Origin of the sequence: Streptomyces aculeolatus (assembly GCF_020400605.1) — a bacterium.
In the GTDB taxonomy this organism is placed as follows: domain Bacteria; phylum Actinomycetota; class Actinomycetes; order Streptomycetales; family Streptomycetaceae; genus Streptomyces; species Streptomyces aculeolatus.
Window position 1 is genome coordinate 55864 of sequence record NZ_JAINRD010000011.1, and the last position, 17033, is coordinate 72896.

17 protein-coding genes are annotated in these 17033 nt (G+C 75.8%); 7 read left to right on the forward strand and 10 right to left on the reverse strand.

All coding sequences use genetic code 11. The features are described from left to right. Nucleotides 1-32: 32 nt before the first annotated feature. Entirely contained in the window at nt 33-725 is a 693-nt protein-coding gene (locus LG396_RS19595) for a GntR family transcriptional regulator (RefSeq protein WP_225795754.1), read from the reverse strand. A 105-nt stretch (nt 726-830) separates the two neighbouring features. On the opposite strand from LG396_RS19595, the gene LG396_RS19600 reads away from it, so the two are divergent. Beyond that, nucleotides 831-1751, forward strand: a complete 921-nt coding sequence (locus LG396_RS19600; protein ID WP_037746667.1) for an ornithine cyclodeaminase family protein — start codon at nt 831-833, stop codon at nt 1749-1751. A 57-nt stretch (nt 1752-1808) separates the two neighbouring features. Here the strand turns inward: LG396_RS19600 and LG396_RS19605 are convergent, their stop codons facing one another. Continuing rightward, nucleotides 1809-2132, reverse strand: coding sequence for a hypothetical protein (locus LG396_RS19605; protein ID WP_018837471.1), 324 nt, complete (start codon nt 2130-2132; stop codon nt 1809-1811). Nucleotides 2133-2299: 167 nt separating this feature from the next. On the opposite strand from LG396_RS19605, the gene LG396_RS19610 reads away from it, so the two are divergent. Further along, nucleotides 2300-2701 carry an SseB family protein gene (locus tag LG396_RS19610; RefSeq protein ID WP_018837470.1) on the forward strand — a complete coding sequence of 134 codons (402 nt, stop codon included), beginning with the start codon at nt 2300-2302 and terminating at the stop codon, nt 2699-2701. An 81-nt stretch (nt 2702-2782) separates the two neighbouring features. Here the strand turns inward: LG396_RS19610 and LG396_RS19615 are convergent, their stop codons facing one another. The 3 genes from LG396_RS19615 to LG396_RS19625 all read right to left on the reverse strand — a co-directional run bounded on the left by LG396_RS19615 (nt 2783) and on the right by LG396_RS19625 (nt 6181). Continuing rightward, nucleotides 2783-3436: an HhH-GDP family DNA glycosylase gene (locus tag LG396_RS19615; RefSeq protein ID WP_225795755.1), complete on the reverse strand. Its 654-nt coding sequence runs from the start codon at nt 3434-3436 to the stop codon at nt 2783-2785. 51 nt (nt 3437-3487) lie between these two features. Next, a complete protein-coding gene (locus LG396_RS19620; protein WP_225795756.1) occupies nt 3488-5359 on the reverse strand; it encodes a transketolase in 1872 nt (623 codons plus the stop codon). Between the two features lie 402 nt (nt 5360-5761). Then, a complete protein-coding gene (locus tag LG396_RS19625; RefSeq protein ID WP_225795757.1) occupies nt 5762-6181 on the reverse strand; it encodes an ANTAR domain-containing protein in 420 nt (139 codons plus the stop codon). A gap of 329 nt (nt 6182-6510) precedes the next feature. Between LG396_RS19625 and LG396_RS19630 the strand changes: the two genes are divergently transcribed. After that, a complete protein-coding gene (locus LG396_RS19630) occupies nt 6511-7434 on the forward strand; it encodes an NADP-dependent oxidoreductase (RefSeq protein ID WP_018853207.1) in 924 nt (307 codons plus the stop codon). 79 nt (nt 7435-7513) lie between these two features. On the opposite strand, the gene LG396_RS19635 is transcribed toward LG396_RS19630, so the two are convergent. Beyond that, the gene (locus tag LG396_RS19635) at nt 7514-8329 is read right to left on the reverse strand and encodes an SAM-dependent methyltransferase (RefSeq protein ID WP_225795758.1); all 816 of its coding nucleotides are present in this window, start codon (nt 8327-8329) and stop codon (nt 7514-7516) included. 66 nt (nt 8330-8395) lie between these two features. Beyond that, the gene (locus LG396_RS19640) at nt 8396-8758 is read right to left on the reverse strand and encodes a nuclear transport factor 2 family protein (RefSeq protein WP_018844375.1); all 363 of its coding nucleotides are present in this window, start codon (nt 8756-8758) and stop codon (nt 8396-8398) included. Between the two features lie 162 nt (nt 8759-8920). Here LG396_RS19640 and LG396_RS19645 point away from each other — a divergent pair, with 162 nt between their 5' ends. The 4 genes from LG396_RS19645 to LG396_RS19660 all read left to right on the forward strand — a co-directional run bounded on the left by LG396_RS19645 (nt 8921) and on the right by LG396_RS19660 (nt 14485). Then, nucleotides 8921-9292 (forward strand): CATRA system-associated protein, encoded by a 372-nt coding sequence (locus LG396_RS19645; RefSeq protein ID WP_225795759.1) that lies wholly within the window; start codon nt 8921-8923, stop codon nt 9290-9292. 1 nt (nt 9293) lies between these two features. Beyond that, nucleotides 9294-10985 carry a CATRA conflict system CASPASE/TPR repeat-associated protein gene (locus tag LG396_RS19650; protein ID WP_225795760.1) on the forward strand — a complete coding sequence of 564 codons (1692 nt, stop codon included), beginning with the start codon at nt 9294-9296 and terminating at the stop codon, nt 10983-10985. Nucleotides 10986-11051: 66 nt separating this feature from the next. After that, nucleotides 11052-13358, forward strand: a complete 2307-nt coding sequence (locus tag LG396_RS39745) for a CHAT domain-containing protein (RefSeq protein ID WP_225795761.1) — start codon at nt 11052-11054, stop codon at nt 13356-13358. 128 nt (nt 13359-13486) lie between these two features. Then, complete coding sequence (locus LG396_RS19660; protein ID WP_225795762.1) at nt 13487-14485, forward strand: hypothetical protein; 999 nt, start codon at nt 13487-13489, stop codon at nt 14483-14485. Between the two features lie 102 nt (nt 14486-14587). Here the strand turns inward: LG396_RS19660 and LG396_RS19665 are convergent, their stop codons facing one another. From LG396_RS19665 to LG396_RS19675, 3 genes are all read right to left on the reverse strand, one after another. Then, nucleotides 14588-15457, reverse strand: coding sequence for an RNA polymerase sigma-70 factor (locus LG396_RS19665; protein WP_225795763.1), 870 nt, complete (start codon nt 15455-15457; stop codon nt 14588-14590). After that, a complete protein-coding gene (locus LG396_RS19670) occupies nt 15454-16023 on the reverse strand; it encodes a carboxymuconolactone decarboxylase family protein (protein WP_037746645.1) in 570 nt (189 codons plus the stop codon). The genes LG396_RS19665 and LG396_RS19670 overlap by 4 nt, the downstream gene beginning before the upstream one ends. A 101-nt stretch (nt 16024-16124) precedes the next feature. Then, nucleotides 16125-17006, reverse strand: a complete 882-nt coding sequence (locus LG396_RS19675) for a hypothetical protein (protein ID WP_225795764.1) — start codon at nt 17004-17006, stop codon at nt 16125-16127. Nucleotides 17007-17033 lie beyond the last annotated feature (27 nt).

A 17033-nucleotide genomic window follows, 5' to 3' on the forward strand; every position in this document is an offset into this window, starting at 1 on the left:
CGGTGCGAGCACGGAGCGGTGACCGGCCGGTCTCAGGAACCGGGTTCCGCGCGGCCTGCCCAGATGCCGCGGCTGTGGGCGAGGTGGCCGCGCATCAGCTCGACGGCGCGCTCCCCGTCGCCGGCCTCGATCGCGTCGACCAGGGCGATGTGCTCCTCGCCCGACTGCGTCAACTCGCCCCGCTCGGCCAGCTTCCGCAGCCCCTGCATACGGGCCTGGTCGCGCAGTTGCGCGACCATCACGACCAGCCGCCCGTTGCCGAGCAGCTCCAGCAGGCCGAGGTGGAACTGCCGGTCCTTGTCCAGGAACACGGGCAGATCCCCCTCCCGGGCCGCGGCCGTGATCTCCTCGGCGAGCCGCCGGAACCGCGGCACCGGCGCACCGTCCAGCACCCGTACGACGTCCGCCATCGCCGGCGCCTCCAGCAGCGTACGGAGGTGGAAGATCTCGTCGAGGTCGTGCTCGCCGAGCTGCGGCACCCGGAACCCGCGGTTGCGGATGACCTCGACCATCCCGCGATTGGCCAGGTCCATCACCGCCTCGCGCACCGGCGTGACGGAGACCCCCAGCTCCTCGGCGAGGCTGATCACGCTGCACACCTCGCCGGGCTCGATCTGCCCGAGCACGATCCGGGCACGCAGCGCCTCGCGGGCCTGTTCGCGCAGGCTGACGGGCCGCAGGCGGGTGGTGGGCGTGCTCGCTGGCGAGGAGTCCGAGACAGTCACACCTCATGCATAACACGGTGCCGCGGACCCTCGGTCCGGGCCGCGCGAAGTAAGGCGTAATACCTTACTCCCCACAGGCTTTCACCCCATGGATGCGGAGTCCCCATGCAGACCGTCACCGTCGACCCCCGCGAGATCCGCGAGGCCGTCACCATGCGCGCCGCCATCGACGCCGTACGCGGCGGATTCGTCGACCTGGCCGCCGGCGGGTTCGAGATGCCCACCCGCACCGTCCTGCGCGACGGGCAGTTCCTGGTGATGTCCGCCCACCACCGCGCCAGCGCCTCCGCCATGATCAAGACGCTGAGCCTCGACTTCGGCCGCGTCCCCGCCATCGCCGGCACCGTCGTCTGGACCGAGACCGGCCGCGCCGACAGCCTCGTCGCCGACGCCGGCACGGTGACGGCCCTGCGCACCGGCGCCGCCGTCGGCGTCGCCACCGACCTCCTCGCCCCGGCCGGCGCGGGGCGGCTGACTCTCGTCGGGGCCGGCGGCCAGGCCCCCGACCAGGTACGGGCCGTCCACGCCGTACGCCCCCTGCGCGAGGTGACCGTCGTGGACACCGCCCCCGACCGGGCCGCGGCCCTCGCCGAGACCCTGGCCCCGGAGCTGCCCGGGACCCGGATCTCCACCGCCGCCGACGCCGAGGCCGCGGTCGGCGACGCGGAGATCGTCTGCTGCGCCACCCCCGCGACCAGCCCGCTCTTCCGCGCGGCGGCTCTGCCCGCCCGGGTCCACGTCAACGCCATCGGCGCCTTCCGCCCCACCATGCGCGAGCTGCCCGACGAGCTCCTCGCCACCGGCACGGTGGTCGTCGACGAGCGCGAGGCCGTCCTCGAAGAGTCCGGCGAGATCCGGCACGCGCTGGAGGCCGGCGCTCTCACCGAGGACGACCTCGTCGAACTCGGCACCGCCCTGACCGCCCCGGAGGCCCCGCGCGGCGAGCGGACCGTCTTCAAGACGGTCGGCGTCGCGATGCAGGACTGGGCCATCGCGCGCCTGCTCGCCGACGCGTTCCTCCCCTGACGCACCCGAAGGAGTACGGGCGCACTCGGCCGTGCGGGTGACGGGGGCAGGCCGCCGTCAGCGTCCGAGCTTGCGCTTGAGCTGGGCCTTGTTCATGGAGGAGCGGCCGTGGATGTTGCGGCGCCGGGCCTCGGCGTACAGCTGGTCGTACGTGGGGCCCTCGGCGCCGCGGTGGGAGCGGAGGCCGCCGCGGCGGCCGGAGGAGATGTCGCGGGTGGAGGTACGGCTCGCGGTGCGGGCCTCGCCGGTCCTGGCGCGCTCCTTGTTCACGGTGCGGGCGGCGATCTCCTTGGCCCGCGCGGGCCGGACGCCGCGCTTCCGGGCGCCTTCCTCGATGTGCTCGTACTGGCGCTCCCGCTTGCGGCTGGATCCTCTCGGCATGGCTGCTCCCTGGCGTTGGTCCGATACGACGCCACCATCGTCAGCCACCAAAGATTCCCCATCAAACGGACAAATCTCTCAGCTGTGCGCTCCGGTTTCAGTCCACCGGCGCGGGGAACCCGGGGCGGGACCGGCATGCGTCACCGCACAGCGAAGGGAACACGCCCATGACGTACTACCCGAACGGCCAGCGCACTGCCGCGCAGCAGGCGCTGCACACCGTCGCCGAGAACGGTCCGGACCAGGAGGCACTGCACACGCTCGCCGGGAGCCGGGTGCTGCTGCCGGACCCGGAGCCGGCCGAGGAGCAGCCCGGGCCCGGGCAGGCGCAGGCGCTGATCCTGCCGGTCGTCGAGCAGGGCGACGGCACCCGGCTGGTGCCCGTCTTCACGTCCGCCGACCGCCTGGAGCAGGTCTTCCCGGAGATCGAGCACTACCACGCGGTGGGCCTCGGCGACCTCGCCCGCGGCTGGCCCTCGGACGGCCCGTCGCTGGTCGTCGACGCGGGCACGCCGGAGGAGGTGGCCCTGACGGCCCAGGGGGTGAGGGACCTGCTGGCCACGGCCTGACCCCTCGCCGCAGCCGCTCGTCGCCGAGCGGCTGCGGCGGGGCCCGTCCGGAAGCCCCCGCCCGGAGAGTTCCGGGCGGGTTCAGACGTGCGCGTGTTCCCTGACCCGGGCCGCCACGCCCTTGTCCAGCGCGCAGCGCACCAACGCCGCCGTGAACGGCGTGAGTTGCGGCTCGCTCACCATCCTGGCCAGCCGGTCCGGGTCCTTCGGCAGGTCCACCCGGCCGGCGCCCTGCACGACCTTCGCGTCGATGTACGGGGCGGTCTCCGGCCAGACCCCCTGGACCTCGCGCAGGAAGATGGCCGCGCCCACGGGCCCGAGGCCGGGGATCCGCCGCAGCAGCCGGGTGAGCCTGTACACGTCGCCGTCCGCCTCGCGGCGCAGCTCGCGCACGTCGCCGCCGTAGGTGTCCAGCAGCAGCCGGGCGCCGTCGCCGAGCCGGGTGGCGGTGCTCTCGTCGTAGCGCCGGTAGCCGCCCTCGCCGAGGGCGTCGACCCGCTGCTGCCAGGTGGCGTCGGCCATCCGGCGCGGGTCGCGCAGCCCGGCGGCGGACAGCGCGCGGGCCGCGGAGACCGCCGTGCCCGCCCGGATCGGGGCGCTGAGCAGGCAGGAGAGTACGAGCAGCCGGTAGAGGGGCTGCGGGGTGTCGCGCAGGCGGATGCCCGCGTCCTCTGCGTACGTGCGCCCGTACTCGTCCAGGAGCGTGTGCACCGTACGCTTCTCCTTCTTCGTCACGGTTCCCTCCTCCGCCGGTTCGGTACGAATCCCCGGTGCCCGGTACGCCTTTCAGACCGCCCGGGCACCGGCCGCCGCGACCATGTCGCGGGCCGCCGCCGCGACCGACTCGGCGTCGATGCCGGCCGCCGCGAGCTGCTGTGCCTCCGTCGCCGAGCCGGGCATGGTGCGTACGCCCAGCCGGGCGAGGCGCGGGACGGGGCGGCCGTCGGCGAACGCCTCGGCCACCGCGTCGCCGAGACCGCCCTGCGGGCGGTGGTCCTCGACGGTGAGCACCCGGCCGGTCAGCTCCGCCGCGGCGCGCACGGCGGCGACGTCCACGGGCTTGACGGAGTACAGGTCCAGCACGCGCGCCCCGATGCCCTCCGCGGCCAGCAGGTCGGCGGCGGCCAGCGCCTCGTGGACGGCGACCCCGGCGGCGGCGATCGTCACGCGGTCGCCGGGCGCGGCACGCAGCAGCCTGCTGCCGCCGATGGGGAAGTCCTCGTCGGGCTCGTAGAGGACGGGCCGGGCGCCGCGCATGGTGCGCAGGTAGCGCACGCCGGTCAGCTCGTCGTCCGCCATGGCGGCGACGAGCCGCGCGGCCTGGTTGGCGTCGCAGGGGTGCAGCACCGTGCTGCCGTGGATGGCGCGGAACATCGCCAGGTCCTCCAGCCCCATCTGCGACGGGCCGTCCTCGCCGATGGCGACGCCGGCGTGCGAGCCGACCAGGCAGACGTTCGCCCGGCTGACGGCCGCCATGCGCACGAAGTCGTGGGCGCGGGTCAGGAACGCGGCGAACGTCCCGGCGAACGGGGTCCAGCCGCAGGCCTGCATGCCGACGGCCGCGGCGACGAGCTGCTGCTCGGCGATGTAGAGCTCGAAGTACCGGTCGGGATGCTCCTTGGCGAAGAACTCGGTCCGCGTGGAGTCGCCGACCTCGCCGTCCAGGGCGACGACGTCCGGCCGGACGGTGCCGAGCGCGGCCAGCGCGTACCCGTACGCGTCGCGCGTCGACACCGGGTCCCCCACGTCGTACCGCGGCAGCACCGGCTGCGCGGCGGACCCGCGCGGGGGCGCGGAGGCGTGCGGCGGGGCCGCGGGCCGCACGCGTACGTCGGACGTGCCGCCCAGTTCTGCGATCGCCGCCTCGGGGTCCGGCAGGGGCTTGCCGTGCATGCCCTCGCGGTTCGCGACGGACTCGACGCCGCTGCCCTTCACGGTGCGGGCGAGCACGGCCGTCGGCCGGTCCGTCACCGCCGCCGCCTCGGCGTACGCGGCGTCGACCGCGGCCGTGTCGTGCCCGTCGACCTCGACGGTGTGCCAGCCGAACGCCCGCGCCCGGCGGGCGTACGCGTCCAGGTCCCAGCCGTGCCGGGTGGGCCCGCGCTGGCCGAGCCGGTTCACGTCGACGATCACGGTGAGGTTGCCCAGGTGCTCGTACCCGGCGTGCTCGAACGCCTCCCAGACCGCCCCCTCGGCCATCTCGCTGTCACCGCACAGCACCCACACCCGGTACGGCAGGTGCGCGAGCCGCTTGCCCGCCAGCGCCATGCCGACGCCGATGGCCGGCCCCTGCCCCAGCGACCCCGTGGCCACGTCGACCCACGGCAGCACGGGGGTCGGATGCCCCTCCAGCCGGCTGCCCGCCTTCCGGAACGTCAGCAGCTCCTCGTCGCCGATGGCGCCGACCGCCTTGAACGCCGCGTACAGCAGCGGTGAGGCGTGCCCCTTGGACAGCACCAGGCGGTCCGCCCCGGGGTGGTCGGGCCGGTCGACGTCGTAGCGCAGATGCCTGGCGAGCAGTACGGCCATCAGGTCTGCCGCGGACATCGACGAGGTCGGATGGCCGGATCCGGCGGCGGCAGCGGCCCGTACGGCGTCCACGCGCAGCTGGCGGCCGAGCGCGGTGGTGAGGTCCTGATCCACTTCGGCGGCGGTCATGTCGTGCTCCTTGTCCGAGCGGTCTGTGCTCTCCTGCTCTCCTGCTCGCGGGCACGGCGACGCGCCGGTCCGGTCACGTACGCGCCGCGCCCTGGTCGGTCATGGGGACCGGGTACCACGCTCCGGCGGGGACTAACGACCGATCCCGGGCCGCCGGCCGGGCCACCGTGCGTGGCGGGGAGGTCGCGGAAGGCGTTCACGGATCGCCGGTGTAGCGGCGGGCGGGGCGGGCACCCGGGGGACGCACGAGTGCGGGAGCGGGCGGCCCGGCGGCACGGGCGCGTTCCCGCGGGCGGAGGGAAAGGCGGAGTGGTGTCCCAGGGCGCAGAACACCGAGCGGCGCGCGGGAGAGCGGGTGGCCCGGACGGCGGTCCGGGGGGCGGCCGGACGCGGGCCCGGCGCCTACCGGTCGGGCTTGCCGCGCCTGTCCGAGCGGACCCGGCCCATGGCGTCGCGCAGCGGAATCCGCAGGTCGTCCGGGATCGGCCGGCCCGTGGCGGACGCTATGAGTGCTTCGGCCACGTACCGCAGCGGAACATTGGCGTGCTGGGAGGTGCCCAGCAGCACCTGCCAGGCCTCGTCCTCGTCCGCGCCGAGTACGGCGATCAGCACCCCGCGGGCCTGATCGACCATCGGCCGGCTCTCGATGGCCTGCTTGAGCTGCATGTTCTCCTCGCTCAGCTCGATCAGCCGACGCGCGGCATGCGCCAGCAGACCGGAGGGGACCGCGTCGTCCTCGACGGCCTGCTCCATTTCGACGGCGAGGTCGTCCGGTGTGGGCGCCCCGTCGGGGGAGCTGTTCGGTGACTGGGTAGGTCGCATAGGGCTCCCCTTCCCCCGTCCGCCTCGTTCATGGCGACACCCGGCCTGCACGTCGACGGCCGACCTGCGGCTGGAGCAGAGACCTGCCTGCCCCGCGACGCCTACTTCGGCGCGGTGGCGGACGCATCCGGGAGCTGGAGGAGGGACTCGGCATGCCCGACGATGACCCGGCGCACCGCGGACAGCCCGGGGCACCGAAGTGACCCGGCCCCCCGGGCGCACCGCGGACAGCCGCGGCGCGCCGGGCCGCGGCGGCGCGTCCGGCCCGGTGGGAAGTACTAGGTTCGAGCGGGCAGTCCACCGACCGCGAGGCAAGGAGCCGGGATCCCGTGCAAGCCATCATCGTTCGCGACCCCGACGCCGGCACCGCGGGGATGTCCCTGACGGACCTGCCGCACCCGCACGCCGCGGAGAACGACGTCATCGTGGAGGTCCACGCGGCCGGCTTCACCCCCGGCGAGCTGACCTGGCCGGGCACGTGGACCGACCGCGCCGGCCGGGACCGGACGCCGAGCGTGCCCGGGCACGAGCTGTCCGGCGTGGTCACCGAACTCGGCTACGGCACCACCGGACTCACCGTCGGGCAGCGCGTCTACGGGCTCGCCGACTGGACCCGCGACGGCTCGCTCGCGCAGTACACCGCCGTCGAGGCCCGCAACCTCGCCCCGCTGCCCGCCGACGTCGACCACGTCACCGCGGCGGCCCTGCCGATCTCCGGACTCACCGCCTGGCAGGCGCTGTTCGACCACGGCCGGCTCACCACGGGGCAGAGCGTGCTGGTCCACGGCGCGGCCGGCGGCGTCGGGTCCATCGCCGTGCAGCTGGCCCGCGAGGCGGGTGCCCGGGTGGTCGGCACCGGCCGTGCGGGCTCGCGGGCCACCGCCCTGGACCTGGGTGCGGAGGCGTTCGTCGACCTGGAGTCGGAGCGGCTCGCGGACGCGGGGCGGTTCGACGTGGTCTTCGACGTCATCGGCGGCGAGGTCCTCGACCGCTCCACCGACCTGGTCCGCCCCGGCGGCACCCTGGTGACCATCGCCGAGCCGGTACGGGTCCACCCCCGCGACGGACGCGCGGTGTTCTTCGTCGTGGAACCCGACCGGGCCCGGCTCGCCGACCTCGCCCGGCGGCTGCGCGAGGGCCGGCTCAAGCCGCTGGTCGGGGACGTACGGCCGCTCGCCGAGGCGCCGGCCGCGTTCGCCCCCGGCCGGCGCGGCGCCGGGAAGACCGTCATCCGGGTCGCCGCCGACGGCTGAGGCGGGCCGGCACCGGTCGCACGGGCCGGGGCCGGGCCGCGCGGGGCCGGGCCCTCGCCGCGCTGCCGGCGGGGCGGCGTCAGGGTTTGCGGCCGACGGCGCAGACGCGCCAGGGCGCCACCGCGCGGTTCGCGCCGACGGCCGGCTCCTCGGGCCGCCACTGGGCGCAGGGGACGACGCCGGGTTCGAGGATCTCCAGGCCGTCGAAGTAGCCGGCGACGTCGGCGGGGTCGCGGAGCGTCTGCGGGTCCACGCCCGCGTCGTTCCACATCTGCAGGATCCGGTCCACCTCGCTGCTCACTCCCCTGACGGGGTGGGCCAGCGCCAGGTGGCTGCCCGGGGGCACGGCCTCGACGAGGCGGCGCACGACGTCGCGCGCCTCGGCGTCGTCGATGATGAACTGCACGATGCCCAGCATCATCACCGCGACGGGCCGGGTGAAGTCCAGGGTCTTCGCCGCCTGTTCGAGGATGGCCTCGATGTCGCGGACATCGGCGTCGACGTAGTTGGTGGCGCCCTGCGGGCCGCTGGTGAGCAGCGCGTCCGCGTACCGCAGCACCAGGGGGTCGTTGTCGACGTAGACGACGCGGGACTCGGGCGCGATGTCCTGGGCGACTTCGTGGGTGTTGTGGTTGGTGGGCAGTCCGGCACCGAGGTCGAGGAACTGGCGGATCCCGGCCTCGGCGGTGAGGTGGCGCACCGACCGCATCAGGAAGCCGCGGTCGGCCCGCGCCGCTTCCACCACGTCGGGCACGGCCTCCTGCAACTGGTCGCCGGTCACGCGGTCGACCTCGTAGTTGCTCTTGCCGCCCAGCCAGTAGTCCCACACGCGCGCCGAGTGCGGCCGCTGCTGGTCCAGTGACCTGGTCCCGTCGGGTAAGTGCTGTTCTGCCATGATCGGCGCTCCTGGTGCGGATCGTTTGCGGGTTCGACCCGCACCAGTGTGCCGCGGAAGCCCGTGTCAGTCCGGCACTCGGTCCAGGAAGCCGACGACGGTGCGGATCCGGCCGTCGTCCGCCAGCGTGACGACGTCGAAGCCCTGCACCGGCGCCGAGCCGTCCGGGGCGATCAGCTCCCAGGTGAAGCGGGCGGAGTCGTGGTGGCCCTCGACGGCGCCGAGGAGGCGGAACTCGAAGCCCGGGAACTGCTCCTGGGCGCCGCTGATCACGGCGGTGAGGCCGGGGTGGCCGCTGACCTCGGCGAGCGGGTCGGTGTACGTCGCGTCCTCGGTCCAGGCGGCGGCGACGGCCTTCTCGCGCTCCGCGGGGTCCTGGGCGTTCCAGGCTGCGAAGTAGCGGGTGACGGCGGTCTCGTACGTCGACATGGGGGTGGCCTCCTCGAAGGTGGTGCTGATCGATGGCTCCACGATGCGGGGCGCCCGGGTGCGGCGTCGATTACCCCGGGGGTAAGACTCGGCCGGTTGGCGACGGTTCGGCGGTGGTGGGCGGGGGCAGTACATGTGCGGTCCAGTGCTTGCGGAGGTGTCATGGAAGGTCCGTTACCGGACGAGCAGCCCCCGGCGTGGTGGCCGGGGTTCCGTGCGGAGTGGCCGGCGCTCGCCGGCGGGATACGTGGGATGCGGGCCCCGGCGCGGGAGTGGGACGAGGTGCGCGGCGTCCTGCGGCGGCTGCGCGAGGCGCTGCGGGAGGGGCGCTACGGCGATGTCCGCGGCGCCGTACAGCAGTTGAAGACGTACGAGCCGTCGCGTACCAGCCGGCCGCTGGACAGCGGGCTGTTCGGCGGCGAGGCGCAGGAGTGCCCCGCGGACGTCGGCGAGATCCTGAACGAGATGGTCCCCGAGATCGTGCCCGGCCGGAGCCCCGGGGCGGCCGACGGCGGGGCCGGGGGCGACCGCTGAGATGACGGCGCCGGACGGAGGGCCGGAGCTGGTGCGGCCGTCGCTGCTGACCCTGGTGTTCTACGCCCGGTCGCAGGTCGCCGCCGAGGGCCCCGCCCGGCGCCATCTGACCGCGCTGTGGAACGGGTTGCGCCCCCTGCTGCCCGCCGCCGTCCCCGGCCTGCCGTACGAGCCGGTCCTCGGCACCGCCGACGACACCGACGCCTCCGCCGTCCTGTGCGCCGCGACGGTGGCGCCGGGCTCCGCGGACGTCAGCGCCGCGCTGGTGTACGGATGGCACGACGTCGTCGTCGCCGCGTGGATGGCGGCGCCCAACGCCCCCGGCACCACCTGGGCCGGGCTCGCCGACGTCGCCGGGCGCACCGTGCCGTCGTCCGGCGCCGGCGTCCTCGGCCGCGCGAACGTCTACCTTGCGCTGTACGACGCCGAGGGCCCGCCGTACGAGGCTGACCCGGCCGGGCTCGGGCGGGCGGTCGCCGCCGGGCTGCCGGACGCCGCGCGGCCCGCCGTGCCGCCCGGGACGCCCACCACGACGCGCGAGGGCTTCGCCGTCTGGGACCTGGCCGAGGAGTCCGGGCCCCGGTCGCGGGGCGAGCGCGGCATCGCGGTGCTCGCCCCCGTAGGACTGGAGGACCGGCTCGACGAGTGGACCTGGAGTCCCCCGCGCGCCCCGTTCGTCCGCTACCTGCTGCACGCCGCCAAGCTGCACTACGAGACCCGCGTGCTGCGCGCCGACCAGGGCCCGCTGCGCCGGGCACGGCGGCTGAGCGAGGACACCCAGAGCGCGCTGCGCGACCTCGTCGCCCCGGGCTCCGCCGCGGACGCCGGGCCGTCGCGGGCCGTGGCGCTCGGCGCGCTGCGGCCGCTGCGGCACCACACCGACCGGCTCACCGACCAGCTGATGGAGCACGCGTTGGTCATCGGCAACCTCCGCACCCTCGAACAGACCGTCGAGGCAGCCGAGTTGAACATGCGCACCGCCGTCGGGGACAGCTTCCCCGGCACCGCCGGCTCGGCCGACCCGCTCGCCCGCGACCTGCGCGGCGCGGAGCTGACGCTGACTCAGGTGCGGCACGAGCTGACGCGGATGTCCGTGACGCAGGAGCAGTCCCGGGCGCTGGCCGAGTGGGCGCAGGCCAGGACGCAGGCCACGGAGAGCGAGCGGCAGGCCGTGCTGACGCTGTGGCAGACGTCGATGCTGGGCGGGCTGCTCATGCTGCTCGCGGCCGTCCAGGCGTTCGGCTACCGCGTCGACCTGGGGTCCGGGCTGGCGCTGCCGCTGATCCTGCTGCTCGGCAGCGTGGCCTGGGCGCTGCCCGTGCTCACCTTCCACTGGTCGCGGTCCTCGACCGTGCCGCACAGCACGTGGATCACGCGGGCCAGTTGCCTGGCCGCGGGCGCCGGTACGGGCTGGACGCTGTACGCGCTGTGCTGCCGCGTCGCCGGTACGGAGGTGGCGCCGGGGCCGGCGCTGCTGTCCGCCGGGGCGGGCGCCGTGGCGCTCTGCGTGGCGGGGCACCGGCTGGTCCGCCGCCGGGTCGGCGACCGCCGCGGCGGGCGGGAGGGCGGGACAGGCCGATCGGGGCGACGGGGCCGACTGGGCCGACCAGCACGAACAGCACGACCGTCCGGGCCTTCCGGGCCTTCCGGACCGGGCGGACCGGCCGGACCGGCCGGACCGGCCCGGAGATGACGGACACGCGCCCGCCCGACCCCGCCCCACCCCGCCCGCAGCGGCCCACCGGCAGGAGGAACCCCCGTGCCCCCCACACCCCCTCCCGAGGACTTCGCCGACGTCCCCCGCGCCGAGCTGCTGGACCGGCTCGACGCCATCGAGGTCCACCGCGACCGCCGCCTCGCCGTCGGCCACACCGCCGAGGACGACGCCCTCGCCCGGCGGCTCCTCGCCGCCCCCGACCCGCCGCTGGAGCTGTGCCACACCCTCGGGCTGCTGCGCTGGTACGCGTACCACCACTCCGACCGGCGCCTGCGCGGCGCCCGCGAACAGGCCACCGAACTCCTCTCCCGCGTCTTCCTCGCCGGCCGCGAGCCGATGCCCCGCCTGCTCGGCCCCGAGCTGGCCGACGAGGCGGAGCCGGAGGCGCGCACGCGCCTCGACGAGGCCGAGCGGACCCGCGATCCGGGCGCCTGCGGACGGGCGCTGGCGCTGTGGGAGCGCATCGTGCACCACAGCCGCCCGCACGGCCCCGACTACGCCGCGCGGCTGTTCGCGCTCGGCCGCGCCCGGCTGCTCCAGCACGCGCTCACCGGTGCGCGCGACGCGCTGCGCGGCGCGGCGGCGGCCATCTCCGGCGCCGCCGACCTGGGTTCGCCGTACGACGTCGAGCAGGCCACGTACCTCGTGCACGCCGGCGACGCGCTGTGCAGCCAGGACGGCCCCGAGGAGCTGCGCCGGGCGCTGGCGTACTACGACGCCGTGCGCGCCCTGCGCGCCGCCCCCACCCCGATGCGGATACGCGCCGCCCGCTCCGCCGCCGCCCTGCGCGACGACCCGGACGACGCCGCGGGAGACCTGCGCGCCGCCGTCGAGCTGCTGCCGCTGGTGGCCCCCCGGCACCTCGCCCGCGCCGAGCGGATGCGCGAGCTGAGCGGCTTCCCCGCGCTGGCCCGCGACGCCGCCGCGGCCGAGCTGCGCCGCGCCGGCGGCACGGCGTCCGCCGCGCTCGGCCTGCTGGAGCTGGGCCGCAACGTCCTCATGCACCACGACCTGACCGCGCACTCCGACCTCACCGACCTGGAGCGGCTCCAGCCGCATCAGGCCGCCGAGTTCCGCCGGCTGCGCGACTTCCTGGACGAGGACGCCCCCGACCGGCCGCCGGGCGAGAGCGCCGAGGAGCTCCAGGAGCGGCGCGGCGCCGCCGCCGCGCGCTTCGACGCGCTGCTGGCGGAGATCCGCCGCTCCCCCGGCTTCGCCGGCTTCGGGCTGCCGCCGGGTGAGCGGGAGTTGACGGACGAGGCGCGCGAGGGGGTGCTCGTGGTCCTGACGACCAGCGCGTACGGCAGTGACGCCCTGGTCGTACGCCCCGAAGGCGTGCTCCGCGTCGCACTCGGCAGCCGCGGCGGGCTCCGCGAGGAGGAGGTGGCGCAGCGGGCCGCCGGTTTCCAGCAGCGGCTGCGCGCCGCGCGGGACGCGGACACGTCGCGGCCGGCGCTGGTGGCGTACGTCGCCGACACGCTGGCCTGGCTGGAGGCCGAGGTCGTCGCGCCCGTGCTGGCCGCGGTGCCGCCGGAGCCGGCGCGCGCCGGGCGGCGGGCGCGGCTGTGGTGGATCCCCTGCGGCCCGTTCACCTGGCTGCCGGTGCACGCCGCCGCGCGTACGCCGCAACAGGGGGCGGAGCGGGCCGTGGTCAGTTCGTACACGCCGAGCATCCGCGCGCTGCGCCACGCGCGGCTGCGGGACGCGGCACGGCGGGCGGACGGGGTGGTGCGGAGCGTGATCGTCACCGCGCCGCGGGCGCCCGGCGCGCCGGAGCTGCCGGAGACGGCCCGGGAGGCGGCGGACCTCGGCGGGCTGCTGCCGGGGCACAGCCGCGTCGGCGGTCCCGGCGGCGGGGCGACGGCGGAGGCGGTGCTCGACCGGCTGCGTAGCTGCTCCGTCGCGCACTTCGCCTGCCACGGCGTCACCGACGAGGACGACCCGTCGCGCAGCCGCCTGCTCCTCGACGGTGCGGCCGCCGAGGAGCCGGGCGTGCCCGGGCTGACGGTGGCGCGGCTCCAGCGGGCCGAACTCCGCCAGGCGCGGCTGGCGTATCTCTCCGCGTGCCGGACCGCGAGGACCGACGACCCGCGGCTGCTCGACGAGTCCGTGCACCTGGCCTCCGCGTTGCAGGTCGCCGGCTTCCCGCAGGTGATCGGCACCCTGTGGGAGGTCGGCGACAGCATGGCCGCCGGGGTGGCGCGGCGGTTCTACGACCGGCTGCGGATGGAGCCCGGGGACGCGTGGCCGGCGGCGGAGGCGCTGGACGACGCGGTGGAGGCGGAGGCGACGGAGGGCACGGGGCGGGCGGCGTTCCAGTGGGCGCCCTTCGTCCACCTCGGGATCTGACCCCGCATCCGACCCGCGCATCCGACCCGCGCATCCGACCTGCGCATCCGACCCGGGCGTCCGACCTGCGCCGCCCTTGGCACACCGCCCGGTCCGCCCCTGTACGCTGCCGCCCGAGGAGGGCCGCCATGCTGCCCACGTACGTCGACTTCACCGCGGATCCGACGCTGCTCTCGCCCAACGCCACGCTGGCGACGGACCGTTGCGTACGGCGCAGCAACCGGCTGTCCGTCGACGCGGGCGGCTCCCTGACCCTCGCCTTCCGCGACGACCAGGACCCCGTGCAGCCCGAGGCCACGGTGACGCTGCGCGCCCTGGTCGCCAAGCACGGCGGCGACATCGGGTACGCGCCCGTCAGCCTGTACGTGAACGGGGAGGCGGTGATCCGCGACTGGACCGTGCCGGGCGGCGGGGACCTGCCGCAGGACAACGTGTTCGCGGTGCCCGGCGGCTGTCTCGACTGGCACCAGGGGCGCACGGAGGAGACACACACGCTGCGCGTCTGCACGGCGCCCGACTCCTCGTCGTACCTGTGGGTCTTCGGGCTGACGGTGGACTCGACGTTCGAACGGGGCCGCTCGCAGGACGCGTTGGCGACCGCCCGGATACGGGACGACGTCGTCGCGTACCGGATCTCCACCCGGCGCGTGGGCGAGGACCGGTGGCGGGAGGAGGACGAGATCGAGGTGTACCTGAGGCGCGCGGAGCCGGCGGAGGTCACCAACCTCGCCTGGCGGCACGCGGACGGCACGTCCTGCTCCGTCGCCTTCTCCGGCGCGGACTTCCGCGGCTACCGCAGCACGCCCGGAGCCGCGCCGGAGGAGGCGGTGGTCGAGTATTCCGGCAGGGAGGTCGCGCGGCGCGCGCCGGGCGCGGGGGCGGGGGCGGCGCGCATCCTGCGGTACGACACGTTCCAGGAGTGGAGCCAGGGCTGGCACCACTCCGGCGAACTGGCCGTCGCCATCGCCCCGCAGGACACCCCGCTGACGGCGCTGAGCTGGCGGGACGCGGCCCAGAACGCGGCGTCGCTGCAGTTCGTGGACGCCACGGCCCGGCGGTTCATCGGCTACTACCACCGCGCGAACGAGGGCGCCATCGGCTACGAGGGCCGCCTGCTCGACCCATGACCGCCGCCCCGCTCACCGCCCGAGCACGGCCGCCAACGGCGGCGTACGGGCGGCACGGGCCGCGGCACCGCGGGCGGGCCGGGGGTGGGTGGGGGGTTCTCGTCATCTGGTGAGTTCCGCGGGGTGGTCGAGGCGGGTGAGCTTGTGCGGGTTGCGTACGACGTAGATGCGGCTGATCTTCCCGCCGGCCAGTTCCAGGCTCACCGCCCCCGGCTCGCCGTCGAACGCGAGCCGGCCCGCGGGGGCGCCGTTCAGCCAGACGAGGGCGGACTCCAGCGCCGACCGGTTCACCCGCGCCAGCAGCTCCGCCACCGGGAGGGCGCCGCGGACCGGGGAGAGCGCGGTGGCCACGATCCCGCCGCCGTCGGCGACGAGGACCACGTCCGGGGCCATGACCTCCAGCAGCTCCCGCAACTCCCCCGTGTGCAGCGCGGCGAGGAACCGCGCCACCACGGCCTGCTGCTCGGACCGGCTCACCCGCACCCGCGGGCGGCGGGCCGCCACGTGGCCGCGGGCCCGCCGGGCGATCTGCCGCACGGTCGCCGCCGGCTTGCCGACGGCCCCGGCGATCTCGCCGTACGGCACGTCGAAGACCTCGCGGAGCACGAACACCGCGCGCTCCGTGGGCCCGAGCGTCTCCAGCACGGTGAGCATCGCCATCGACACGCTCTCGGCGAGCACGACGTCCTCGGCGACGTCGTGCGTCGTGAGCAGCGGCTCCGGCAGCCACTCGCCGACGTAGTCCTCGCGCCGGCGCGCCAGCGTCCGCAGGCGGTTGAGCGACTGCCGGGTGACGGTCCGCACGAGGTACGCCCGCGCGTCCCGCACCCCCGACCGGTCGGCGCCGGCCCACCGCAGCCAGGACTCCTGGAGGACGTCCTCCGCGTCCGCCGCCGAGCCGAGGATCTCGTAGGCGACGGTGAAGAGCAGGCCGCGGTGGGTGACGAACGGGTCGTCGGGCGCGGTCGTCATGCCCTGCCGGCGGCTTCCGGGCGAACGGCCGGCGGGACTTCGCACGACTCCGAGAAGCCCTGCGAGGTGATCCCGTGCGCCGTGTTCGCCCGTGTCGACATGTTGGCGTACGCCACGAACACGGTCAGCTCCACGAGACCCGCCGGGCCGAGCTGCGCCAGCAGGCTCGCCGACTGCTCGTCGGTGACGGCCGTCGGCGTGACCGACATCGCCTCCGCGTACGCCATCACCTCCCGCTCCAGCGGCGAGAACACCTCCGAGTCCCGCCACCGCGGCACCTGGCCGGCCTTCGCCATGTCCAGGTCCTCGTGCTGCGCCTGGTAGTAGCCGACGTCCAGGCACCAGCTGCACCCGACGAGCGCGGCGACGGCCATGTGCGCGAACGACTTCAGACTCGCGTCGACGGCGTGCCACGACGCCACCTTCGCCGAGAACTCCTGGTTGGCGGCGGCCAACGCGGGGTGGTTGAACAGGACCTCCACCGGCTCGGGCACTCCGCCGAACCGCGCCGCCATGGCCTCCTCCAGCTCGCGGGGAAGCTCCGCCTTGGGAACACGCACCGTCACGATCTCTCCTTGGTCAGACGATCTGGTGCTCATCCAGACACCGCCCGCCCCCCGGGCGTGACACCCGGGGGCGGGCGGCCAGGCCTCGCCGGAGGGACGCCTCAGGAGTCCGGTTCGGTTTCCAGGGTGGTGAGTTCGGACGCGGCGCGGTCGGCCGCCCTGCGGGACTCGCGGGCGGTGCGGGCGGTGGCGGCGGCCGTGCGCCGGGCCCGGGTGAGGGCTTCGCGGGCCTGGGATTCGGCCTCCTCGGCGGCCCGGAGCTTCTCGGTCAGCTCGGCGACGCGGGCTGCGGCCTCGTCGAGCCGGGTCTCCGCCTTGTCCCGCCCGCCCTCGTCGCGGTGCAGGGCCTTCTCCTGGTCGCGGGCCCGGCGCTCGGCGGCCCGGGCCTCCTCACGGACCCGGTCCAGCTCCGCCGCGCGGGCCTTGGCCGGGTCCTCGACGACCTTGAGGTGGCGCTTGCGGGCGGGACGGGACGCGGGAGCGGATGCGGGGGCGGCGGCGGAGGCGGTGGCCGGGAAGCCGGGGCGGGTGGTCAGCGGTTTCGCGAGGTGGCCCGCCGCCCACTCGCCGGCGGCCTCCGGGTCGGCGAGTACGGCGTGGAGGGTGGTCTCGACCTCGTGCTGGACGGCGTCGCCGACCGGCTGGCCGGCCTCCGCGGCGAGCCGCCGGGCCTCGCGGGCGAGTTCGGCGACCAGCGCGTTGCGCTGGCGGGTCAGCTCGCGCAACTGCTCCCCCGCGAGCCGTTCCTGCGCGGCACGCAGGCCCTCCCCGAGCCGGCGCAGCGCGTCGACCTGCTCGGGTGCGGAGCGCACCAGCAGGTTGCCGGCCCAGGCGGCGAGGGTCGGCTTGCGCAGCGCGGCGATCTGCTTGGCGAGGGCCGGCTCCTTGGCCGTGCGCGCCGCGGCGACGTGCCGGCCGCGGGCGGCGACGAACTCGCCGGGCGGCAGCGCGTACAGCTCGTCGGCGACGCTCTCCAGGTCCATCGCCCCATTCTCCTCCCGGTCGGCTCC